Origin of the sequence: Mesorhizobium sp. M1D.F.Ca.ET.043.01.1.1 (assembly GCF_003952385.1) — a bacterium.
Lineage (GTDB): Bacteria > Pseudomonadota > Alphaproteobacteria > Rhizobiales > Rhizobiaceae > Mesorhizobium.
The window spans coordinates 4,235,774-4,257,554 of record NZ_CP034444.1; the positions used below are offsets into that span (position 1 = coordinate 4,235,774).

Below are 21,781 nucleotides of genomic sequence, written 5' to 3' on the forward strand. Positions count from 1 at the left end.
GAATTGCTCAGGGCAGGTTGATCTGCCAGGAGACGCCGAACTGGTCGTTGAACCAGGCGAAGCGGCGGCTGAAGCCGTAATTGCCGGCCGGCATCAGGAACGCACCACCCTTGGAAAGAACGTCGATGATCTGCTCCTGTTCCTCTTCGGACGAACAGTCGACAAAGAACGAGAATGACGGCGTGAAGGTGAAGGCGTGGTGCACCGGGCTGTTGAAGATCATCACCTCGTGGCCGCCGATCGAGGCGCGTGCCAGCTTGACCGTCCCTTCGGGCCCGTCCTCGCCTGGACCGTAGCGTGTGACGTCGAGGACGCTGCTCTCGGGAATGGTCCCGCAATAGAGTGTCATGGCCTCTTCGGCCCGGCCTTCGAACATCAGGAACGGCGTAACTTTCACAACCGACCTCCTTGGCTAGGATGTTGGGGCTCAGATGTTGGTTTCGTTGGCCGGCTCGCCCTTCATCTCGGCGCGGTAGTAGCCGTCGCGCAAATTGATGCCGTGTTCGAGATAGGCCTTCATGCAGGCCAGCATCTGCGACCAGCCCTCGCAATTGAGGTAGGATTTCTTCAAGCCGAACTCGCCTTCAAGCCAGCCCTCCTCGGCGATGGTGACGAAGGTGCCGCCGTCGTCCAGCGGCTCGAAATTCATCTCGATGCGGGTCTTGTAGGCCGGCTTGCCGCCGGCGTCGGTCGCGTCCCAGCGCAGCACGATGCGTTTGTCCCTGGTCACCTCGTCGACCTCGACAGGCACCGTCTTCCACCAGGTGACGGTGGTGCCGGCGACCAGCGGAGCGGAGGCGCCGCCGATGGTGGTGAAGTAACCGCTGAGCTTCGCCGGATTGACGACAGCGTCGAAGACCTCGTCGACCGGTTTGCCGATGCGTCCGGAAATCCTGAATCCAAGAGACATATCCACAGCTCCTTCCTTGCTCGTCCAAACGATATGTTATAGAAATATAACATGTCAAGTCAAACTGCGGACGACCATGTTTTCAAGGCCTTGGCGCATCCGCGCCGGCGCGAGCTGCTCGACCGGCTGAAGGATCGGCCGCAGACCACCGGCTCGCTCTGCGAGGCATTCCCGGACATGGACCGCTGCACGGTGATGATGCATCTCAAGGTGCTCGAAGAGGCCGACCTGGTCGTGGCGCGGCGCGAGGGGCGCGAGCGCTGGAACCATCTCAACGCGCTGCCGATCAGGCAGATCCACGACCGCTGGATCAGCCAGTATGCCGGCCACGCCATCAGCATCCTCGACCGGCTCAAGTCGGATCTGGAGGGATGATTTCCTGCCATGCGGGCCGTGCTCGTCCGCCGTCTTGCGGGGTCCACGGCGCGGCTGGACGAATTGAGCCGATTTATCTATAAGCCGGCCATTCCGACAGAGAGCGCCGTGTGCCTTCGCAGGCATGCTTGCAGCGTTCTGAAATTATGAATTCGAGCATTTGCCGATGCCGGGTGATCGCTCCGGCCGAAAGATGCTCTAGCCGAACACGACAGGGGTGCCATGGCTGGCCATTCGCAGTTCAAGAACATCATGCACCGCAAGGGCCGCCAGGACGCGGTGCGGTCGAAAATGTTTTCCAAGCTGGCGCGCGAAATCACCGTCGCCGCCAAGACCGGCACGCCCGATCCGGCGATGAACCCGCGCCTGCGTCTTGCGGTGCAGAACGCCAAGGCGGTGTCGATGCCGAAGGACAACATCCAGCGCGCCATCAACAAGGCCTCCGCCGGCGATGCCGAGAACTACGAGGCGGTGCGCTACGAGGGCTACGGCCCGGGCGGCGTGGCGCTGATCGTCGAGGTGCTGACCGACAACCGCAACCGCTCGGCCTCCAATGTGCGCGCCGCCTTCACCAAGGCCGGCGGGGCGCTCGGCGAAACCGGCTCGGTGTCGTTCATGTGGGACCGCATCGGCGAGATCTACTATCCGGTCGCTGCCGGCAGCGCCGACAAGGTGATGGAAGCCGCGATCGAGGCCGGCGCCGACGACGTGGAGTCGGACGAGGAAGGCCACACCATCTACTGCGGCTTCGAAAATCTCGGCGAAGTGTCGAAGTCGCTCGAAGCCGCGCTCGGCGAGGCGGAATCGGTGAAGCCTATCTGGCGGCCGCAGAACAATGTCCCGGTCGACGAAGAGCGGGCGCAGTCGCTGATGAAGCTGGTCGCCACCCTCGAGGACGATGACGACGCGCAAAGCGTCTACGCCAATTTCGAGGTCGACGACGAGACGATGGCCAAGCTCAGCGCGGCCTGAGCCACGTCGCCATGAGCGAAAAGCCGCTGCCCACCATTCGCATCACCTACTGCACGCAATGCCACTGGCTCTTGCGTGCCGGCTGGATGGCGCAGGAACTGCTCTCGACCTTCGGCACCGATCTCGGCGAGGTGACATTGGTGCCGGGCACCGGCGGCATCTTCACCATCACCTGCAACGAGGTGCTTATCTGGGAGCGCAAGCGCGACGGCGGCTTTCCGGATGCGGCGAAGCTCAAGCAACTGGTCCGCGACGTCATCGACCCGGATCGCGACCTCGGCCATGTCGACCGCACAACGCACAAGAAGACAGACCCCGCCTGATGCGGGGTCTTTTACATTGTGGAGTGCTGTCTTCAGATCAATGCCATGATGAAGCAGGCCATCGCCACGATGGCGGTGATGGTGCGGACGTGGTTCCACATCACCCATTCGCTCAGATAGTTCGTCCAGATCGCGGCGCCGTTGGCGTTCGCCGGATCGACGGCGGCTAAAGCATCGTTGAGCGGCACGTTGAAGACCATGGTCACGATCGGATTGCCGACGAGATAGATGATCGCGCCGGCAAGCAGCCAGTACGAGCCTGACTGACTCCAGCCGAAGAAAACGGCGGCGATCAACACCAGGCAGATGAGGCCGGTGCCGAACAGCGCCGTCATGAAGGTCGGCGTGATCACCGTGATGTTGATCGAATTCATGGCTGCGATGCCGCCGGCGGCCGGCAGGCGGGCGAGCGCCGGCATGACGAAATTCGAGAAAGCGAAGAAAACGCCGCCGACAACGCCGGAGCCGATCGCGGCAATGAAGGTGAGGGTGGGAAGAAATTTCATCATGTCGGTTGCTCCAGATTTTGCAGCCAGGATCGCCGGTACGGTTGAAATATGAGAAACCCTCATGTTTGCAAAACGTGATAAACCCTCGTATTTTTCGAGTCAAGCCAGTTTTCGAAGTATCGTCTCGGAGAGAGTCATGGATGACAAAGTCGCGGCGAAGATCGAGCAGGCGGCCCTCGCTTCACCGCGGCGGGCGCCGACGCAGCAACGCAGCCGCGAGCGCGTGGAGCGCATGCTCGCCGCTGCCTCGGCGCTGATTGCCGAGCAAGGCAGCGACGCCATGCGCATGGGCGAGGTTGCGGAAAGGGCGGGCGTCTCGATCGGCTCGCTCTACCAGTTCTTTCCCGACAAGCGGGCGATCGTCTGGGCGCTGGCCGAGCGCTACACCGCCGAAAGCCAGGCCTGCATTGCATCGGCGCTGAAGGATGTCGACGATGCCGACGGCCTGAAGCAGGCGTTCTCGGAACTGGTCGATATCTATTACCGGCTGTTCCTGGCCGAGCCAGTGATGCGCGACATCTGGTCGGGCACGCAGGCCGACAAGGCGCTGCGCGAGCTCGAGCTGGCCGACAGCCGGGCCAACGCCGAATTCCTCGTCGCGGTGCTCAAGCGGCTGAGGCCCAGTGCCGATCCTATCGCGCTGGAGACGACGGCGTTCCTCGTCTGGCAGATGGGCGAGACCGCCATGCGGCTGGCGATCTCGGTCGACCGGGAAGAAGGGGACCGGCTGGTGGCGGCCTACAAGCGCATGGCGCTGCGGGAGCTATTGGCTGAGTAGGCGGCCGACACCGGCAACAAAAAACCCGCCTCGAGGGCGGGTTTTTGATCTGCGACAAAGCGCGGGAAACTTAAAGGCCGAAACCTTCGAAGCGCTTCTTGAACTTGGAGAGGCGGCCGCCGCGGTCGAGCAGGGTCTGCTGGCCGCCGGTCCAGGCAGGGTGCGTGGTCGGGTCGATGTCGAGGTTCATCGTGTCGCCTTCCTTGCCCCAGGTGGAGCGGGTCAGGTACTCGGTGCCGTCGGTCATGACGACCTTGATGGTGTGGTAGTCGGGATGGATATCGGCCTTCATTGTCTTATTTCCTGGCTTGCCGGCGCTGGTGACGGGCCGATGGCCTGCGTCGATGCGCCCCTTTTTAAAACTCGAAGCCGCAGCTAATGAAAAGCCACGGCTTCTAAAACGGTCGGCGAGCCTATACATCAGCCGGAATTGAATCACAAGGCCGCGGCAAGCGCATATTGAAGCGCATGACCGGCAAAGCGGCCAGAGGAAACGCTCATGGCGGATATCGGTGTCAGTGGAGACGCGCGCACGCGCTCGATCCGGCCGCTCAGAAGCCTTTTTCCGTACATCACCCGCTACCGGAAACTGGCGATCGGCGCCATCATCTCGCTGATCGTGGCGGCGGCGACGACGCTCGCCCTGCCGATGGCCGTGCGGCGCATGATCGATCACGGCTTCCAGGCGTCGAGCTCCACCTTCATAGCGGAATATTTCGCCGCGCTCGTGGCGATGGCGGCGCTGCTCGCGGCGGCATCGGCCAGCCGCTACTATTTCGTCATCACGCTCGGCGAGCGGGTCGTCGCCGACATCCGCCGCGATGTGTTCGCCCATGTCACGACCCTGTCGCCGGCCTTTTTCGACAAGGCGCATTCGGGAGAGATCGTGTCGCGGCTCGCAGCCGACACGACGCAGGTGAAGTCCGCCGTCGGGGCCACGGCCTCGGTCGCGCTGCGCAATCTCATCCTCGGCCTCGGCGCCGTGGCGATGATGGTCTTCACCAGCCCGAAACTCTCCGGCCTGGTCATTGCCGCCATTCCGCTGATCGTGCTGCCGCTGGTCGCCTTCGGCCGATCGGTGCGGCGCAAGTCGCGGCTGGCGCAGGATACGCTCGCCGAAGCCACCGCCTATGCCAGCGAGCAGATCGGCGCGGTGCGCACGCTGCAGGCCTTCACCAACGAGAAGCTGGTGACGGGGCGCTTCTCGGCCGCCGTGGAGGCTGCCTTCGAGGCGGCGCGCATGTCGGTCTTTGCCCGCTCCTTCCTCACCTTCTTCGCCATCTTCATGATCTTCTCGTCGGTGGTGGCGGTGCTCTGGTTCGGCTCGCGCGACGTGCTTGCCGGCACGATGTCGGCCGGGACGCTCGGCCAGTTCCTGCTCTATTCGGTGTTCGCCGCCGGCGCGCTCGGCGCCCTGTCGGAAGTGTGGAGCGAGCTGTCGCAAGCCGCGGGCGCCGCCGAGCGGCTGACCGAGATCCTGGCGGAAAAGCCTGCCATCCAGCCGCCCGCCGATCCGCAGCCGCTGCCGGCCAAGGCGAAGGGCGCGATCAGCTTCGACGATGTTTCCTTCTCCTATCCGGCGCGGCCGGACCGGGCCGCCGTGCATGGCCTGAGCTTCCAGGTCAAGCCGGGCGAGACGGTGGCGATCGTCGGGCCGTCGGGCGCGGGAAAAAGCACGGTCTTCTCGCTGATCCTGCGCTTCTACGATCCGGAAAGCGGGCGCATCGTCATTGACGGCGTCGACGTGCGCGAGGCCGATCCGGCCGCGATCCGCGAGCGCATCGCCATCGTGCCGCAGGACGTCACCGTCTTCGCGGCAAGCATCCGCGACAATATCGGCTTCGGCCGGCCTGGCGCCGGCGACGCGGAGATCGAGGCGGCGGCAAAGGCGGCCCTTGCCGACGAATTCATCGGCAAGCTGGAACGGGGTTATGACAGCCAGGTCGGCGAGCGCGGCGTGACGCTGTCGGGTGGCCAGCGCCAGCGCATCGCGATCGCCCGCGCCATCCTGCGCGACGCGCCGATCCTGTTGCTCGACGAGGCGACCTCGGCGCTCGACGCGGAAAGCGAGACGCTGGTGCAGACGGCGCTGGAGCGGCTGATGCGCGGCCGCACCACCATCGTCATCGCCCACCGGCTGGCGACGGTGCTGAAGGCCGACCGGATCCTTGTCATGGAAGGCGGCCGCATCGTCGAGGAAGGCACGCATCAGAGCCTTGTCGCCAAGGGCGGCACCTATGCCCGGCTCGCCAAGCTGCAGTTCGAGATCGGCGCCAGCGCCTTCAAGGGCGCGGCGGAATAGCCACACTACAAAGCGGCTGGTTTTAGCTGCACGTCAGTCCGCGTAGCGCTTGCGCAAGTGCTCGGTGAAATAAGCGGCGTCGAGCCTCTCGCCGGTGGCGCGCTGGAGCAGCTCCGGCGTCGACCAGCGCGAGCCCTGCGACCAGATCCTTATGCGGCGCCAGTCGTTGATGGCGCTGAAGTCACCCTTGGCGAGGTCCTTGTCCGCCGCCGGGTGCTCCCTGGTCAAGGCGGCCCATTGCTGCGCCGCCATCATCGCGCCCAGCGTGTAGGACGGGAAGTAGCCGAAGGCAGCGCCCGGCCAGTGCACGTCCTGCATCGGCCCGTCGGCCGGGTTGTCGATGGTCGACAGGCCGAGATAGTCGCGCATCTTGGCGTCCCATGCCTCCGGCAGGTCGACGGCTTCCAGCCGGCCCGAGACGAGCTCCTGCTCGAGCTCGTAGCGCAGGATGACGTGCAGCGGATAGGTCACCTCGTCGGCGTCGACGCGGATGAAGCCGCGTTTCACATGGTGGACATGCGGCAGGATGTCGTCGAGCGACCAGGCCTCGCCAAGATGTTTTTCGACCACCGGCAGCGCCCAGCGCCAGAAGGCGGGATTGCGGCCGATCTGCTTTTCGACGAACAGGCTCTGGCTCTCGTGCACGGCCATGCCGCGCGCCTTGCCGAGCGCCCAGTGCGACCAGGTCTTCGGCAGGTTCTGCTCGTAGAGCGCATGGCCGGTCTCGTGCAGCACGCCCATCAGTGCCGATAGGAAGTCGGAGGTCTTGTAGCGGGTGGTGATGCGCACGTCGCTCGGCACGCCGCCGCAGAAGGGATGGTGCGACACCGACAGCGAGCCGTGGGTGAGGTCGAAGCCGACCGCGGCCATCATGGCAAGGCCGAGCTCGCGTTGACGGTCGATGGCGTAGCTGCCGGAGAGCGGCTTCAGCGGATGCTTGGCCAGCCGCGCATCCTGCACGGCCAGCGCGTGCGGCAGGAAATCCTTCAGGAAAGCCTTCAGCTCGGCAAACACCGGCGTGATGTCGGCGGCGCGGTTGCCGGGATCGTACTGCTCCATCAGCGCGTCGTAGGGGGCGAGGCCGAGCGCGTCGGCGCGCAGTGCCGCCTCTTCGCGAACCAGCGCCACGACGCTTTCCAGTGCCGGCAGGAAGCCCGCCCAGTCGTTCTTGGCGCGCAGGTCGCGCCACAGCTGCTCGGAGCGCATGCGCGCGACCGTCTGGCGCTCGACGAATTCGACCGGCAGGCAGGTGAGGTTGGTGTATTGCCGGCGCAGCTCCCGCACCGCCGCCTGCTGTTCGTCGTTCAGCGGCTCTTGCTCGGCGGCGGCGATCCAGTCGCCGATCTCCGGCGCAGTCGCCTGGGCGTGCAGCATGCCGGCAAGCGTCGACACCGCCTCGGCGCGCTTCTCGCCGCCGCCGACCGCCATGTGCGTCGCCTCGTCGGCGCCGAGAATGGCCAGCGCATGCTCCAGCGCTTCGAGCTTGTGGCCGAGTTGGTCGAGTTTTTGGAAGGACATGGATGGTTTCCGGCTGCAAATGGGCTGGCGCGAAAAGATACCAAGGCATCGAGCTTGGCAACCCTGTTCGATCAGCGGAAAGCAACCGCATCTTGCCTTGCAGCGGCGCCCCGTGATCAATGCCGGGAACAACAGCTGGAGGGGACAATGATCGGCAACATCGTGACCGCGCTGGTAGCGCTGATCCACTGCTACATCGTCTATCTGGAGATGGTGCTCTGGGACACGCCGCGCGGGCACAAGGCGTTCAAGCTGACGCCAGAATTCGCGAGCGCCTCAAAAGTGCTCGCTGCCAACCAGGGGCTCTATAACGGCTTTCTCGCCGCAGGCCTGATCTGGGGCCTCTATCTCGGCGCCGGCGGGTTTGCGATCAAGATGTTCTTCCTGCTTTGCGTGGCCATTGCCGGCCTTTACGGCGCGGTCACCGTCGGCCGGAAGATCCTGTTCATCCAGACCGTGCCGGCGGTGCTCGCCATCGTCGCGGTTTGGCTGGGCTGGTGATCAAAAAGGGCGCGATCGAAAAAAGGACGCCCTTGGGGCCAGGTCCCTCGGGCGCCAGGCGGTCCCTTCCTCCGAAGACCTCAACCGTTCGGGTAATGACCGCCGTCCGAGCCGTCGCCCATCAGGAAGCCGCTGCCGGTGTCGACCATGAGTTTCTGGTCGACATGGTCGAGACGGCGCAGCAGGTCGTGATACTGCGCGGCGGGAATCCTGCCATGATCCGAAGCGGCGACCTTCTCTGCGGCCTGGCTGATATGAGCGGCACGCATATGCAACTGCTCGGCCTCGGTGGCCGAGATGGTGTTGGCTTCCCGCGCATCCCTGATGCCCTGGTCCACACCCTGGACCTGCTCCATCAGGCTGGTCGCGCGCGGGCCGGTCATGTCGGTTGGAGCGGTTGCGTCGAGAGCGCCCTTATGATGCCCGGCGGCGTGGGCGCCGGCCAGCGGAGCGGCGATCAGAACCGCGGCGAGGGTTGCAGTCTTGAGAGATGTCGAAGCGCGCATGACGGCGCATCCTCCTGCTGGGAAGGGAGCGGCCATTCCGCTCCGCCTTCCGACCTTGTGGGGCCGTCCGGTTCCGTCGCGTCGCGATGGCGCCATCGCCGGCGGTTCCCGGCCCTGCGCGGCAAGCTAGGAGCGCCAATTTGCGATGTGTAATTAAAAAAAGATAATATTTTCAGGCCTTGCCGCCGGAACCCCTGCGCCCTAGAGTTGAGCCGGCGAACAAATTCGCGTGAACTTGAATCAACGTTCGGTGAGCTTCAGTTCAATGCGGCGGTTCTTGCTGCGCGCGTCGTCCGTGTCGGCGGGATCGAGTGGCTGGAATTCGCCGAAGCCGGCCGCGACCAGCCGGTTGGCGGGCACGCCGTTCTCGATCAGGAACTTCACCACCGAGGTCGCGCGCGCCGTCGACAGTTCCCAGTTGTCGCGATAGCGGCCGGCGCCGGACAGCGGCTTGTTGTCGGTGTGGCCATCGACGCGCAGCACCCAACTGATCTCGGGCGGGATTTCCTTCTGCAGCTCGATGACGGCATCGGCGAGCTTCTTCATCTCGACCTTGCCGGCATCGTTGATCTCGTCGGAGCCGGTCGGGAACAGCACCTCCGACTGGAAGACGAAGCGGTCGCCAACGATGCGGATGTTCTCGCGGTCGGCGAGGATCTCGCGCAGCCGGCCGAAGAAATCGGAGCGGTATCGGTTGAGCTCCTGGACACGCTGCGCCAGCGCCACGTTCAGGCGGCGGCCGAGATCGGCGATCTTGGTGTTGGACTCGCGGTCGCGCTGCTCCGATACGTTGAGCGCGTCCTCGAGCGCCGCGATCTGCTTGCGAAGTGCGGCGATCTGCTGGTTGAGGATCTCGACCTGGCTCAGCGCCTGCTGGCTGATCTGGCGCTGGTTGCTGAGCTCGCCGGAGAGCGCTTCCGCGCGCTTGTTGGCCGCGTCGCCGGCGCCTGCGCCCTGGTCCAGCAATTGCTGAAGCCGGCTCCTTTCGGCTTCCGCCGCCGACAGCGAGGCCTGCAGGTTGGCGAGCGTATCTTCCTTGTCCTGACTGTTCGAGCGCTCCAGCGCGAGCAACTGCGTCAGTTCGTTGATCTGCGAGTTGAGGCGGTTGAGCACGGTATCCTTGCCGGAGATCTCGCGGCTGAGCAGGAACTGCGCCAGCACGAACACCGTCAGCAGGAACATGATGGCGAGCAGCAGCGTCGACAGCGCGTCGACGAAGCCCGGCCAGTAGTCGATGCGGCGGTCGGCGCGCCGTCTTGCCAGCGCCACGTCAGTGGACCCCTTGCTTCTTCAGCGCGTCGGCGATCTTTTCCAGCGTGTTGCGCATCGCCTTCTGCTCGTCGGACTGCGCTTCGACCCAGTCGCGCATGATCTGCTGCTCGGAGCGCATGTTCTTGACCAGCCCGGAGATGCCGTCCGCCAGGTTGGCCATGGCGGTGGCGACGCGCGGGTTGGAGCCGCCGCCATTTTCCTGCAGGCTGCGCAGCCGTTCCGACAGCAGGCGGATCTCCTCCGACGGCTCGGCGCGGGCCTGGTCGGAGACCACGATGTCGGACGAGAGATCTGTGACCGAGGACAGCCAGTTTTCGAGCTCGGTGTAGAACCGGGTCTGGGCGCGGCCGGCCTGCAGGTCGAGGAAGCCGAGCACCAGCGAGCCGGAGAGACCGAACAGCGAGGACGAGAAGGCCGTGCCCATGCCGGCGAGCGGCGCCGACAGGCCCTGCTTCAGCGCGTCAAGCACGGCGGCCGCGTCGCCCGTGCCGGGGTCTAGCGCCTCGATGGTCTCGCGGATCGAGGCGATGGTGCCGAGCAGGCCCCAGAAGGTGCCGAGCAGGCCGAGGAACACCAGCAGCCCGACGAGATAGCGCGAGGTGTCGCGGCTTTCGTCGAGGCGGGTGGCGATGGAATCGAGCATGGTGCGCATCGAAGAGGTCGAGAAGGCGATCGTCGACGAACGGCCGATCATCGCCTTCATCGGCGCCAAAAGCACCGGCTCGGTGGTTTCGGAGCCGGCACGGAACGAATTGACCCAGCGCACTTCCCGGAACAGCCGCCCGACCTGGACAAAGGCGAGCAGGATGCCGACGGCGAGCACGCCGATGATCAGCCCGTTGAGGCCGGGATTGGCGGAGAAGGCTCTCGATATCTGGCGGGTGAGGATGGCGGCGATGAAGGCGACGATGACCAGGAAGATCACCATGGTGAGCAGGAAGACCTGCGGGCTCGACAGCTTGTGCGGATCGTAGACCAGGACATCCGAGCGCCTGCCGAAGGATCTGAGAAAAGCCATTCGTGCCCCGTTTCCGATGCCACCCGCCGCAGAATTGCCGCGACTCTAAACGGAATTGTGACCAAATTGAATGGCGCTTGGCAATATCGCCGTCGCCGTATTGTTTTGACGCAATCCCGGACGGAAAGGCTATGGCGAAGTCGCCGACCCCGAACGCTTCACACTTTTCCTGGAATTGCTCCAAAGCGCGTCGCGCCGAAGATTTTCAGGCGAAGCGCTTCGATCTTTTGTTTGATGCATGTCGTTGTCCCAAAACCGTTGCGCACTTTTGGGCGACATGCATTGGCATCAGAACCGGTTGATGACCAGGCAGTCGACCATCGCGGCCAGGTGCAGCCCGGCGCCGGTGACGACGAAGCCGTGCCAGACGGCATTGTGGAAGCGCAGGCCTTTCCAGGCAAAGAAGATGACGCCACAGGAATAGACGATGCCGCCGGCAATGAGCAGCACGACGGAGGTCGTCGGCAGCGTCTCCGCCAGCGGCCCGGCCAGCGCCACGCCGCTCCAGCCGATGGCGAGGTAGAAGACGATCGCCAGCCTGTCGTAGCGCCCGGGCAGGAACATCTTGATGGCGATGCCCATCGCCGCCGCGCTCCACACGATGACGATCATGGGCAAGGCAAGTGGCGACGTGTCGATCTGGGCCAGGAAAGGCGTGTAGGTGGCGGCGATCAGGAGATAGATCGCGGCATGGTCGAAGCGACGCAGGATCCACTTCGCCGGCCACGATATCGGCCACAGATTATAGGCCAGCGACACCGACAGCACGGTAAGCAGCGACACCACATAGAAGACGGCGGCCACATATTCGCCCGGACCGGAATGGAAGGCGGCCAAAGCCAGGAAGGCCGAGCCGGCGGCGATCGCCAGCACGATGCCGACGGCATGGACGATGCCGTCGGCGATCATCTCCGCGCGCGAATAATGCCAGCGACCCACAAAGGGGATCTCGATCTGGGAGATTGGGCGCGCGTCGTTCATGAGTGATCCTGCAACTCTAATCTGGGCAGTCGCGGACCAGTATTTCAAGCTACGATTGCGGATTTGCGACGACAGCCGCGCGTCCTTTCGACGCGCAAAGGACGATGCAGTACCTCGATTTGGTTCAGTGCGTCGCGCGCTTCAGCCGGGCCGACCTGTCAGCCGGACGGACCAGTCAGCGGGGCCGACTTGTCAACGGGGCGCAAACGGCTTCTTCACTGTCTTCAAGAGCGCGCGCTGGATGATCTCGTTGCCGGCGACGACGGAGCCGGCCTCCAGCATGTCCTGCCCGCCATCCATGTCCGAAACGAAGCCGCCCGCCTCGCGGATGAGCAGCGTGCCGGCGGCGATGTCCCAGGCCGAAAGGCCGGTTTCCCAGAACCCGTCCATACGGCCGGCCGCGACATAGGCGAGGTCGAGCGCGGCGGAGCCGAGGCGGCGGACGCCGGAGACTTCGGCCATGACGTTGCGCAATTCGATCAGGAAATTGCCGTGCTGGCCGCGTCCGAGATGCGGCACGCCGCAGCCGATCACGGCATCGGTGAGCTTGGCGCGCCCGGCGACCCGCAGCCGGCGGTCGTTCATGAAAGCGCCGCCGCCGCGCTCGGTGGTATAGAGCTCGTCCATGGCCGGATTATAGATGACGCCGGCGACGATCTGGCCCTGGCGCTCGAGCGCGATCGAGACCGCGAAGAGCGGTATGCCGTGCAGGAAATTGGTGGTTCCGTCGAGCGGGTCGACGATCCAGCGATGCTGGCCGTCCTCGCCTTCGACGGCGCCGCGTTCCTCCATCAGGAAGGCGTAGCCCGGCCTTGCCTTGGACAGTTCGGCAAAGACGATCTCTTCGGCCTTGCGGTCGGCCTGGCTGACATAGTCGCCAGGTCCCTTCATCGAGACCTGCAGGTTCTGCACCTCGCCGAAATCGCGCGACAGGGACCGGCCGGCCTTCATCGCGGCCTGGACCATGACATTGAGGAGTGCGGAGCGCGCCATTTTTCTTCCTGCTTCCGGCCGTTCAGTCTGCGCGGCGTACGTAAGTGATTTCGTTGGTGTCGACGATGATGCGCTCGCCGGCCGAGATGAATGGCGGCACGAGAACGCGGACGCCGTTTTCCAGAACCGCCGGCTTGTAGGAGGAGGCCGCCGTCTGGCCCTTCACCACCGGGTCGGCCTCTGTGATGGTCAGCGTCACCTGATCCGGCAGCGAGATGCCGATCGGCCGCTCCTCATAGAGCTGGACCGTCACCATCATGCCGTCCTGCAGGAAGGCGGCGCGCTCGCCGACAAAATCCTTCGCCAGCTCCAGCTGCTCGTAGCTTTCGGTGTCCATGAACACCAGCGCGTCGCCCTGCTCGTAGAGGAAGGAGAAGTCCTTCAGATCGAGCCGGATCTGCTCGACGGTCTCGGCCGAGCGGAAGCGCTCATTGAGCTTGGTGCCGTTGATCAGGTTCTTCAGCTCGACCTGGTTGTAGGCGCCGCCCTTGCCGGGCTTCACGGTGTTGGTCTTGACCGCCACCCACAGGCCGCCATCGTGCTCGATGACATAGCCGGGACGGATTTCGCTGCCACTGATCTTGGCCATGTTGAACTGGTCCGGAATGAGATTTTCTCGCGCGGAACGCGCTTTGGCGCCTCCAAGACCACAAATCGCCCGGAGAGGCAAGGGAGAGGGTGCCAAGGAGGGCGTCGCGGACGCTCGCGAATCCGGCCGCTGCCGGGGAACGTCTTTTCAGGGCAGCTCAGGGCAGCCGGTTCGCCTTCTGCAGCGCCTGTTTGGTCTGGTCGTCGTCGAGGCCTTGCAGGAAATCGTCCATCTGCGGGTCGATCAGCCCGGCGCGGCGGGCGACGATATACCAGGCCCCGGCCAGGATCAGGTCGGGGTCGGTGCCGATGCCGCCCATATAGAGCTTGGCGAGGCGGTTCTGGGCGGCGACATTGCCGCCCTCGGCCGCACGCCTCATCCAGGCGAAGCCCGATTTCAGGTCGCGCCCGCCGCCCCGCCCCTCGATCATCCAGGCGGCGAGATCAAGTTGCGCGGTATCGTAGTTCTGCCGCGCGGCCTGCGCCAAAAGGGTGCGAGCCTTGGCGTCGTCGCGCGGCTTGCCGCCGGCGCCGTTGGCGTAGATTTGCGCCATCGCATATTCGGCGTCGGCAAGGCCGGTGCCGGCGGCGCGCTCATAATACGCGGCAGCCTTGGCGATACCGGCATCGCCCGGATCCTGCTGGATGAGCAATTGCGCGAAGTTGAACTGGGCCAGGCGATTGCCGGCCTCGGCGGCGGCCTGCATCAGCGCATAGGCTTCCTTGTCGTCCTTCTTCACATAGCGGCCGTCGAGCAGCATCAGCGCATACTGGAACTGCGCCTCCGGCACGCCCTGCTCGGCGGCGAGCCCATACCATTTCGCGGCTTCGGCCGCGTTGATCGGCACGCCCAGCCCGCGCGACAGGATCTCGGCGACGAGCGTCTGGGCCGCGGGGTCGCCGTTCTTGGCCCGGACCAAGGCAAGGTTGTAGGCCGTCTTGTAGAGCCCGCGCTGGAAGGCGCCGTAGGCGGCGTCCGGCGGCTTGGCGCCGAAGCGATCGGGATTGACGGTATCGGCCGATGGCGGCTGAAGCGTCGCCGGCTGGGGCAGCGGAGTTACGATCGGCTTGTCCGTATGGACGGCACCGGCATTCGGGGCGCCAGCGTTCTGGGCGCCGGTATTCGGTGTGCTTGTAACAGGGGCGGCTGTATTGGCAGGGCTTGTGGTCGGCGCGCCCGTGGTCGGCGCGCTAGTGTCCGGCGCGCTCGTGTCTGGCCTCGGCTGCGGCACCGGCACGCTTTCCGTGCCCGCTGCCGCGGCCGCCTGGATGGTCAAGGCAGCCGCCAGGGCCGTGAAGGAAAGCCGGGACCAGCGCACGTCAGTCCTCGAAGCGCGGCGCGCTGTCGTCGAGCAGCGCATTGGCGGCGGCGACCGCCGCGCGCGGATCGAGTCCCTCGGCGAAGACCGCGCTGGAGAGCGCCACGAACTCGGCTCCGGTGGCCGCGACGGTCTCCACCGAGGCGAGCTCGGACCCGGCCATGACGATGCAGGGGATCTGGATCATCTGCGCCCACCATTCGCCGAGCGAGAGGTTGCGCGGATGCGGCTCCGGCTTGTTGTCGTAACCGAAGCGGCCGAAGAACATATAATCGGGCCGCTCCTCGCCGAGGTCCAGCGCCTCGTCACGGGTCTTGGCGCCGCCGGTGCCGACCATCATCTTGTCCGCCAGGCGCTCGATCGTCTCGGCGAGTTCCCTGCGATTTGCCTCGACATGGATGCCGTCGGCGTGGACGCGACCGGCGATGCGGCTGTCGCCGGCGATGATGACGGCGATGCCGGCGGCTTGCGCGAGGGGCACGATCTTCTCGGCGAAGGCCTGGAAGGCGGCATCGTCCATGCCGTTGCCAGGCAGGATCAGCGAGGCGATGTCGCCGCCGTCGAACGCCGCGCAGATGTGCTCGGCCGTCGCAAGCGGCGGCGCGATCAGCACGATGCGGCTGCGGTTGGGCGGCGTTGCTTCATTCATTGGTCTTCGATCCCGGTTTTCGCCTATGCCGGGCGAAGATGGTTGCATTGCGGCATAGAACAAAGCGCCCGGTTTGAACAGGGCGACGCAGGATCGTCAGAAGGCCGCGCCCAGCGCCGTCGCGAGCGGCGGTCTAGAGCGGTTCAGCTTTTCACAGAATGGCCGACCCGCTCTAAGCGTTTGTTCTTGCGCAATTCCGGACGGAAAACCGCTACGCACTTTTCCTGGAATTGCTCAAGGGGTCAACCGTCCGGTAGGCCGAAGACGGCGCACGATCTGGCGATTCCGCGCAATTGATGTTCGCCCAGCGGGACCAAGGGCGTTGATATTTCGGCTGCGACAGCCCCCGAGATCAGCACACCCCGTCCAAGCGGCCGGCACAGGCCTTCGAGCCGGCTGACGAGATTCACGGCCGGGCCGATAGCGGTGAAATCCAGCCGGTCGGCTGTGCCGATATTGCCCCACACCATGTCGCCCAGATGCAGCGCCATGCCGAACTGCAGCTCGGGCATGCCCTGCCTGGCACGGACCTGATTGAGCTGCGCCATCCCCGCCCGCGCCGCTCCGATCGCGCGCAACGCTGCCTCGCAAGCCTCTGAAGCCGAGCGTTCGCCGACAGGAAAGATAGCCAGCACCCCGTCGCCGATGAATTTCAGCACCTCGCCGCCAAATGCGTGAACGGCCCCGGCGATGCGGTCGAAGCTGGCGTTGAGCGCCGCCACGACCTGTTCGGCGGCCGTCTCCTCCGACAGGGCGGTAAAGTCGCGCAAATCGCTGTAGAACAGGACGGCGCGGATCGTCTCGCCAACCTCGCGCCGCGAGCGGCCGGCCAAAACCTGCGCCGCGCTTCGCTGCCCGAGATAGGCCTGAAGCAGGGCCGACAGGGCCGACCTGGCAGCGAGCGCGGCAAGCGGCGCGGCGGCGAAGCGCGCCACCTGGTCCAGTGTGTTCGATTCGTGCACCGCGAGAGGACGCGCCGCGACCCAATTCAGCTTTGGTTTCTCGGATTGGGCATCCTCACGCTCAGGCCCAACCGTGTAATCGTGCACAACACCGGTTCCCAGTCCCGCCAGCCACTCGCGTCCGAGATCGCCCTCGCCGGCTCCAGGCATCGTGCCGGCGCCAAAACCCAGAGCCTCCATAACGACGCCCGTCTCGGCCCGCCACAGCCAGGCGCGGCGCGTTATGATCGGATGCGGCGCGGCGAGCGTCAGGGTTCCACCGGCGAGCGGCAGCCCATCGCCAACCAGCCGCGCGCCCAGCGTGGCCAGAAAATCATCCGGTTGGACGGCGCTGCCGGCGCTGTCGACCAGCCAGGCGAGAGTTGAAGAAAGCCGCATCGACACGATCTTGCTTCGGCGTGCCATCCCTGTCACCAGCGTGAATCAACTCAACGAGATTTTTGTTGAACGGAAGGGCGATTTGGCTTCGAATCGAAAGCGCTGGTCCGGCGCCGCCTGCCGGGCAAGCCATGTTGGTGCACGTAAACTCGGGAGGTTTCGGTGGCTGAACCCTTGATCGTTCGTCGCGAGGTGCAGATCGCGGCACCGCCGGCGACAGTCTTCGCCTTCCTGACAGATCCCGACAAGATCGTGCGCTGGATGGGAACGGCGGCGACGACTGAGCCCAACCCCGGCGGTCTTTACCTGCTCAATTTGGCGGAAAGAGCCACGGCACGCGGCCAATTCACTGAGGTCGTACCCGTCCACCGCCTTGCCTACAGCTTCGGCTGGGAAGGCAACGACAAGACACCGCCCGGTTCGAGCCTTGTTGAAATCGATCTGGTCGAAGAGTCCGGCGGAACCAGGGTCAAGCTCACCCATAGCGGCCTTGCCGACCGAGAGATTTGCGACAGCCACGAGAAGGGCTGGACGCACTATCTGGGCCGGCTCGCGATCACCGCCGCCGGTGGCGACCCGGGACCGGACAAGATGTAGGGCTGCGGCCGCGATCGCGAACAGCCAACCGCTAGAGCCCGAGCTTGTAGCCGATGTGGCTCGCCTTGAAGCCGAGCCGTTCGTAGAAGCGATGCGCGTCGAGCCGGCTCTTGTTGGTGGTCAGCTGGACGATCCTGCAGCCGCGCTCGCGGCATTTCTCGATCGCCCATTCCAGCAGGCGCTGCCCGAGCCGTTCGCCGCGCCGGTTCGCCGCGACGCGCACCGCCTCGATCTGGCCGCGCCAGGCCCCCTGCAACGACAGCCCTGGGAGAAAGCTGATCTGGAGAGTGCCGATGACCTCGGCGCCGTGCGTCATCACCGCCAGGAACTGGTCCGGGTTGCCGTCGATCGCCGCGAAGGCATCCTGATAGGCTCGCGCCAAAGGCAGGCTTGCGTTCTCGCGGGCGCGGCCAAGCGCGTCGTCGGCAAGCATCGCGACGATCGCCTCGAGGTCGGCGTTCTCCGCGCGGCGGATCAGGATTTCGCTCATCGTCAAAACCTCGGCTGGACCCGCGACCTTATGCATGGTCCTGCGCCTGCCGCAAACCGGGAACGTCGGGTTACGGACAGTTGATCGCGGCGGCCGGCTGGCGGAACGCATCGGCTATCGCGGTCTTCCGCTTTGTGGTCTATAGCGGGTCTTCCGCCATCTGCCATCCGCTTCTGATCCCCGTTCCCCCATGTCAGGCCTGCTCAGCGATCCCTGGTTCTATGCCGCCGCCATTCCGGCGGTCATCCTCGTCGGCCTGTCGAAGGGCGGTTTCGGCGGCGCCGTCGGCTTCGTCGGCGTGCCGCTGATGGCGCTGGCCATCCCGCCGGTGCAGGCGGCGGCCATCCTGCTGCCGATCCTTTGCCTGATGGACATCGTCTCGGTGTGGACATGGTGGGGCGTCTATGACCGCAGGATGCTGGTCGACATGATGCCCGGTGCCGTCATCGGCATCGGCCTCGGCTGGCTGACGGCGGCCCTGGTGACCGAGGAAATGGTGCGGCTGATCGTCGGCGCGGTCGCGCTGGCCTTCGTCCTGCGCTGGATCTATCTGCAGTTCCGCCATGGCGCACACCACGCGGCGGAGCCGAACCGCATCGCCGCGGCCTTCTGGGGCACGGTCGCTGGCTTCACCAGCTTCGTTGCCCATGTCGGCGGCCCGCCCTTCCAGGTCTATGCGCTGCCGATCCGGCTCGATCCGAAAGTGCTGTCGGGGACGGCGGCGATCTTCTTCGCCGCCACGAATGCGCTGAAGCTCGTTCCTTATTTCGCGCTCGGCCAGTTCGACAGCACCAACCTCATCGCCTCTTTTGCGCTGATGCCGCTGGCGCCGCTCTCCACCATCGCCGGCGCCTGGCTGGTGCGCCGCATGCGGCCGGAAGTGTTTTATCCGTTCACCTACGCGACGGTGGCGGTGGTGGCGGTCAAGCTGCTCTGGGACGGCATCGCAGGGCTCATGTAGCGGGGGGCATGACGCCATCAGGCCGCGCTCGGCACCATCTGGCGGCCGGCGCCGAGGGCCAGCGCAGCGCCGGCCGCCATCACCAGCACCATGCCGGCGAGGATGCCGATGTCGTTCATGGTGGGCTTGAGCACCATGTCGGCAATGATCACCAGCATCACCGCATAGTCGAAACGCGCCCAGCTCATCATGCGCTGGCCGACGGCGAGAACCGCCGGCGTCACGCCTTCCTTGGCGACCATGGCGCCCATCCGCTCGCCGGTCGGCTTGAAGACCAGCATGCCGATCGAAAAGGTCGTGGCGTAGCCGGCGAGGCCGATGACGATCCACAGCTCGGAAAAGCCGACCCAGAAGCCGCACATGATGAGGCCGAAGATCAGCGTGAGCATCGACATCGGCGCGAAGAAGCGGCCACCGAGCTCACCGCTGGCGCGCAGCGCCTGCAGCTTGTCCTCGATTTTGCGGGAGCGCTCGGCAAGCACGCCGAGCAGGAACAGCACGAAGCCGCCACCCACCCACAGGATGGCCGAGACGACGTGAAGGAATTTGACGATCGAGTACCAATCCATGCTGTGCTCCTGCATATCTTCCTGATTGGCGACGGCGCGGATTTGCGCCAGCCGCTGAGAGGAGCGGCGTTTTGCGCGGGACGTGTTTCGGAACGATGTCGCAGCGGCGGCCGGCATGTTTCGGCGCCGCGATCAGCACGGGAGAATCCGGTCTTCGTACGAGCCGGCGGAGACAAACCGACCCGTCCCGTTCCGGCACAGGAAGGCCGGTTCGGTTAAAAATTCCGTCCGGCGTTAAGGCTTCATTAAGCTTTACAGGCGTTTACTACGATCATCCAGTTTTGCTGGATTCTTACCGAGTGGTTGGAGCCACTTTGTTTGACGCCTCCCTGTTAAACTCCTGAGAGCCGCCTTATCCGCGGCTCTTTTTTTGTCCGCCGGCGGAAGGCCGGCAGCGCGGGCCGGCGTTAACCGTTTGTTAAACATGCGCTTGCCTTCGTGGGCATCGAAGCGCATTTTCAAGCCTCAGTCGTTAAAGGGTGCAGGGCGTATCGGCAAGGATGCCGAATCGGCTTGCGGCAGTGCAGGGGCGTATCGATGACCGAGCCTTCGAAAGGCAGCGCGAAAACCATAAAACTCGCGGAACGCCGGGTGTTCTCCCAATCCTTCAAGCCGCTCTATCAGGAGGGCATGGGCCTGGTCGAGCAGGCGGCCGAGTATCTCGACGGCAAGGGCAGGCTCGAGGCCAAGAAGCTGTCGCGCACGGCGGCGACGCTCTATGCGGCCGAATCGATGCGGCTGACCACCAGGCTGATGCAGGTCGCCTCGTGGCTGCTTCTGCAGCGGGCGGCCAATTCCGGCGAGATGACCCGCGACCAGGTCGCCTCGGAGAAATCCAAGGTGCGGCTCGACACCGCCTCCGCGCATGACGAGGCGCTGGGCTGGAATGAGCTGCCGAAGGAATTCCTGGACCTGGTGAGCCGGTCGCTGCGGCTGCAGGCGCTGGTAAAGCGCATGGACGAGGAAATCTATGGCGGTGCCCTGAACGACGCGCCTTCCGCCGTCCGCCGCGCCAATCCGGTGTCCGACCAGATCAGCCTGTTGAACACGGCTTTCGCACGCGGCTGACGGCAGGTTCCTTATTGCGGCGGGTTGTCCGCAAAGCTGTTTCTGGTTTGTTCACATTTCGCTGGCATCGCCATGCGCCGAGGTTAGACTTGGCGCATGGGGGAAGCGATTCGCATCATCGGCATCGATCCGGGCCTTAGGCGCACCGGCTGGGGCATTATCGAGAGCCTCGGCAATTCTTTGCGCTTCGTCGCCTCGGGCACCGTGCGCTCCGACGACAAGGCGCCGCTGGCAACAAGGCTCTGCCAGTTGCATGACGGGCTGGCCGAAGTGCTGCATCAGGCCATGCCGCATGAGGCCGCGGTCGAGCAGACCTTCGTCAACAAGGATGCGACGGCGACGCTGAAGCTCGGCCAAGCCCGCGGCATCGCCATGCTGGTGCCGGCGCGCGCCGGGCTGGTGGTCGCCGAATATGCCCCCAATGCGGTCAAGAAGGCGGTGATCGGCGTCGGCCACGGCGAGAAGAAGCAGATCCATATGATGGTGAAAGTGCTGATGCCGAAGGCGGTCTTCGAGACCGACGATGCCGCCGACGCTTTAGCCATCGCCATCTGCCATGCGCATCACCGCCCGAGCGTCGCCTACCGGATGGCGGCGCTGGCGTGAGGGGACAGTCATGATCGGCAAGCTGAAGGGAACGCTGGACGAGATCGAGGAGGACTTTTGCGTCGTCGACGTGCATGGCGTCGGCTATGTCGCCCATTGCTCGGCGCGCACGCTGGCCTCCCTGCCGGCGCCTGGCGAGGCGGTGGTGCTGTTCATCGAGACCTATGTGCGCGAGGACATGATCCGGCTCTACGGCTTCCAGTCGGCCCTTGAGCGCGAATGGTTCCGCCTGTTGCTGAACAATGTGCAGGGCGTCGGCGCCAAGGTGGCGCTGGCGGTGCTGTCGACCATGGCGCCGGCCGATCTCGCCAACGCGATCGCGCTGCGCGACATCGCCATGGTGTCGCGCGCGCCAGGCGTCGGCAAGAAGGTGGCGGAGCGCATCGTCACCGAATTGCGGACCAAGGCGCCGGCCTATGCAGGCGCCGCCAGCGGCACGATCGGCCTCAAGCAGGAGCTCGGCGAAGGTGTGGCGCCGGCCCCCATCACCGACGCCGTCTCGGCGCTGGTCAATCTCGGCTATTCGCGCGACATCGCCGCCAACGCGGTTTCGGCGGCGCTGAAGTCGGCCGGCGAAGGCGCCGACGCTTCGAAGCTGATCCGTTTTGGCCTGAAGGAGCTGGCACGGTGAGGCGA

The 21,781-nt window shown here is 65.1% G+C and carries 27 protein-coding genes; 11 read left to right on the forward strand and 16 right to left on the reverse strand.

The genetic code is table 11. The annotated features are described in order from the left end of the window. Positions 1–7: 7 nt before the first annotated feature. Together EJ067_RS20525 and EJ067_RS20530 are read right to left on the reverse strand one after the other, a co-directional pair. The gene (locus tag EJ067_RS20525) at positions 8–397 is read right to left on the reverse strand and encodes a VOC family protein (protein ID WP_292331132.1); all 390 of its coding nucleotides are present in this window, start codon (positions 395–397) and stop codon (positions 8–10) included. A gap of 30 nt (positions 398–427) precedes the next feature. After that, complete coding sequence (locus EJ067_RS20530; protein ID WP_126087090.1) at positions 428–910, reverse strand: SRPBCC domain-containing protein; 483 nt, start codon at positions 908–910, stop codon at positions 428–430. A gap of 51 nt (positions 911–961) precedes the next feature. On the opposite strand from EJ067_RS20530, the gene EJ067_RS20535 reads away from it, so the two are divergent. The 3 genes from EJ067_RS20535 to EJ067_RS20545 all read left to right on the forward strand — a co-directional run bounded on the left by EJ067_RS20535 (position 962) and on the right by EJ067_RS20545 (position 2,580). Further along, entirely contained in the window at positions 962–1,285 is a 324-nt protein-coding gene (locus EJ067_RS20535; RefSeq protein WP_126087091.1) for a helix-turn-helix domain-containing protein, read from the forward strand. A gap of 222 nt (positions 1,286–1,507) precedes the next feature. Then, positions 1,508–2,257 (forward strand): YebC/PmpR family DNA-binding transcriptional regulator, encoded by a 750-nt coding sequence (locus EJ067_RS20540; RefSeq protein WP_126087092.1) that lies wholly within the window; start codon positions 1,508–1,510, stop codon positions 2,255–2,257. Positions 2,258–2,268: 11 nt separating this feature from the next. Beyond that, positions 2,269–2,580: a SelT/SelW/SelH family protein gene (locus EJ067_RS20545; protein WP_126087093.1), complete on the forward strand. Its 312-nt coding sequence runs from the start codon at positions 2,269–2,271 to the stop codon at positions 2,578–2,580. Between the two features lie 32 nt (positions 2,581–2,612). Here EJ067_RS20545 and EJ067_RS20550 read toward each other — a convergent pair whose 3' ends face one another. After that, positions 2,613–3,089 carry a DUF1772 domain-containing protein gene (locus EJ067_RS20550; RefSeq protein ID WP_126087094.1) on the reverse strand — a complete coding sequence of 159 codons (477 nt, stop codon included), beginning with the start codon at positions 3,087–3,089 and terminating at the stop codon, positions 2,613–2,615. 136 nt (positions 3,090–3,225) lie between these two features. On the opposite strand from EJ067_RS20550, the gene EJ067_RS20555 reads away from it, so the two are divergent. Beyond that, positions 3,226–3,867: a TetR/AcrR family transcriptional regulator gene (locus tag EJ067_RS20555; protein ID WP_126087095.1), complete on the forward strand. Its 642-nt coding sequence runs from the start codon at positions 3,226–3,228 to the stop codon at positions 3,865–3,867. Positions 3,868–3,937: 70 nt separating this feature from the next. On the opposite strand, the gene rpmE is transcribed toward EJ067_RS20555, so the two are convergent. Further along, positions 3,938–4,159, reverse strand: a complete 222-nt coding sequence (gene rpmE, locus EJ067_RS20560) for a 50S ribosomal protein L31 (protein ID WP_040974396.1) — start codon at positions 4,157–4,159, stop codon at positions 3,938–3,940. Between the two features lie 207 nt (positions 4,160–4,366). On the opposite strand from rpmE, the gene EJ067_RS20565 reads away from it, so the two are divergent. Then, positions 4,367–6,169, forward strand: a complete 1,803-nt coding sequence (locus EJ067_RS20565; RefSeq protein ID WP_126087096.1) for an ABC transporter transmembrane domain-containing protein — start codon at positions 4,367–4,369, stop codon at positions 6,167–6,169. Positions 6,170–6,202: 33 nt separating this feature from the next. On the opposite strand, the gene EJ067_RS20570 is transcribed toward EJ067_RS20565, so the two are convergent. Further along, positions 6,203–7,687 carry a carboxypeptidase M32 gene (locus EJ067_RS20570; protein ID WP_126087097.1) on the reverse strand — a complete coding sequence of 495 codons (1,485 nt, stop codon included), beginning with the start codon at positions 7,685–7,687 and terminating at the stop codon, positions 6,203–6,205. Between the two features lie 147 nt (positions 7,688–7,834). Here EJ067_RS20570 and EJ067_RS20575 point away from each other — a divergent pair, with 147 nt between their 5' ends. Beyond that, positions 7,835–8,188, forward strand: coding sequence for a DUF1304 domain-containing protein (locus tag EJ067_RS20575; protein ID WP_126087098.1), 354 nt, complete (start codon positions 7,835–7,837; stop codon positions 8,186–8,188). 80 nt (positions 8,189–8,268) lie between these two features. Here EJ067_RS20575 and EJ067_RS20580 read toward each other — a convergent pair whose 3' ends face one another. The 9 genes from EJ067_RS20580 to EJ067_RS20620 all read right to left on the reverse strand — a co-directional run bounded on the left by EJ067_RS20580 (position 8,269) and on the right by EJ067_RS20620 (position 16,854). Next, entirely contained in the window at positions 8,269–8,694 is a 426-nt protein-coding gene (locus EJ067_RS20580) for a hypothetical protein (protein WP_126087099.1), read from the reverse strand. A 240-nt stretch (positions 8,695–8,934) separates the two neighbouring features. Continuing rightward, positions 8,935–9,963 carry a peptidoglycan -binding protein gene (locus tag EJ067_RS20585; RefSeq protein ID WP_126087100.1) on the reverse strand — a complete coding sequence of 343 codons (1,029 nt, stop codon included), beginning with the start codon at positions 9,961–9,963 and terminating at the stop codon, positions 8,935–8,937. Position 9,964: 1 nt separating this feature from the next. Further along, the gene (locus tag EJ067_RS20590; protein ID WP_126087101.1) at positions 9,965–10,984 is read right to left on the reverse strand and encodes a MotA/TolQ/ExbB proton channel family protein; all 1,020 of its coding nucleotides are present in this window, start codon (positions 10,982–10,984) and stop codon (positions 9,965–9,967) included. Between the two features lie 288 nt (positions 10,985–11,272). After that, positions 11,273–11,965, reverse strand: a complete 693-nt coding sequence (locus EJ067_RS20595; RefSeq protein WP_126087102.1) for a hemolysin III family protein — start codon at positions 11,963–11,965, stop codon at positions 11,273–11,275. Between the two features lie 192 nt (positions 11,966–12,157). After that, positions 12,158–12,958 carry an inositol monophosphatase family protein gene (locus EJ067_RS20600; RefSeq protein WP_126087103.1) on the reverse strand — a complete coding sequence of 267 codons (801 nt, stop codon included), beginning with the start codon at positions 12,956–12,958 and terminating at the stop codon, positions 12,158–12,160. 22 nt (positions 12,959–12,980) lie between these two features. Beyond that, the gene (gene efp / locus EJ067_RS20605; protein ID WP_059190016.1) at positions 12,981–13,547 is read right to left on the reverse strand and encodes an elongation factor P; all 567 of its coding nucleotides are present in this window, start codon (positions 13,545–13,547) and stop codon (positions 12,981–12,983) included. Between the two features lie 157 nt (positions 13,548–13,704). Continuing rightward, positions 13,705–14,865, reverse strand: coding sequence for a tetratricopeptide repeat protein (locus EJ067_RS20610; RefSeq protein ID WP_245467992.1), 1,161 nt, complete (start codon positions 14,863–14,865; stop codon positions 13,705–13,707). Between the two features lies 1 nt (position 14,866). Further along, positions 14,867–15,514, reverse strand: coding sequence for a thiamine phosphate synthase (locus EJ067_RS20615; RefSeq protein ID WP_126087104.1), 648 nt, complete (start codon positions 15,512–15,514; stop codon positions 14,867–14,869). Positions 15,515–15,756: 242 nt separating this feature from the next. Next, on the reverse strand, positions 15,757–16,854 hold the full coding sequence (locus EJ067_RS20620) for an adenylate/guanylate cyclase domain-containing protein (RefSeq protein ID WP_126089676.1): 1,098 nt from the start codon (positions 16,852–16,854) through the stop codon (positions 15,757–15,759). A 162-nt stretch (positions 16,855–17,016) separates the two neighbouring features. Between EJ067_RS20620 and EJ067_RS20625 the strand changes: the two genes are divergently transcribed. Beyond that, entirely contained in the window at positions 17,017–17,451 is a 435-nt protein-coding gene (locus EJ067_RS20625) for an SRPBCC domain-containing protein (protein ID WP_126087105.1), read from the forward strand. 31 nt (positions 17,452–17,482) lie between these two features. Here the strand turns inward: EJ067_RS20625 and EJ067_RS20630 are convergent, their stop codons facing one another. Continuing rightward, positions 17,483–17,941, reverse strand: coding sequence for a GNAT family N-acetyltransferase (locus tag EJ067_RS20630; protein WP_126089677.1), 459 nt, complete (start codon positions 17,939–17,941; stop codon positions 17,483–17,485). Positions 17,942–18,131: 190 nt separating this feature from the next. Here EJ067_RS20630 and EJ067_RS20635 point away from each other — a divergent pair, with 190 nt between their 5' ends. After that, positions 18,132–18,902, forward strand: a complete 771-nt coding sequence (locus EJ067_RS20635; protein ID WP_126087106.1) for a sulfite exporter TauE/SafE family protein — start codon at positions 18,132–18,134, stop codon at positions 18,900–18,902. A gap of 17 nt (positions 18,903–18,919) precedes the next feature. Here the strand turns inward: EJ067_RS20635 and EJ067_RS20640 are convergent, their stop codons facing one another. Next, on the reverse strand, positions 18,920–19,471 hold the full coding sequence (locus EJ067_RS20640) for a DUF2269 family protein (RefSeq protein ID WP_126087107.1): 552 nt from the start codon (positions 19,469–19,471) through the stop codon (positions 18,920–18,922). A gap of 537 nt (positions 19,472–20,008) precedes the next feature. Between EJ067_RS20640 and EJ067_RS20645 the strand changes: the two genes are divergently transcribed. The 3 genes from EJ067_RS20645 (at position 20,009) to ruvA (ending at position 21,776) form a co-directional block, all read left to right on the forward strand. Further along, positions 20,009–20,539, forward strand: coding sequence for a DUF1465 family protein (locus EJ067_RS20645; RefSeq protein ID WP_126087108.1), 531 nt, complete (start codon positions 20,009–20,011; stop codon positions 20,537–20,539). 96 nt (positions 20,540–20,635) lie between these two features. After that, the gene (gene ruvC / locus EJ067_RS20650) at positions 20,636–21,145 is read left to right on the forward strand and encodes a crossover junction endodeoxyribonuclease RuvC (protein WP_126087109.1); all 510 of its coding nucleotides are present in this window, start codon (positions 20,636–20,638) and stop codon (positions 21,143–21,145) included. Positions 21,146–21,155: 10 nt separating this feature from the next. Continuing rightward, positions 21,156–21,776 (forward strand): Holliday junction branch migration protein RuvA, encoded by a 621-nt coding sequence (gene ruvA / locus EJ067_RS20655; RefSeq protein WP_126087110.1) that lies wholly within the window; start codon positions 21,156–21,158, stop codon positions 21,774–21,776. Positions 21,777–21,781: the final 5 nt, after the last annotated feature.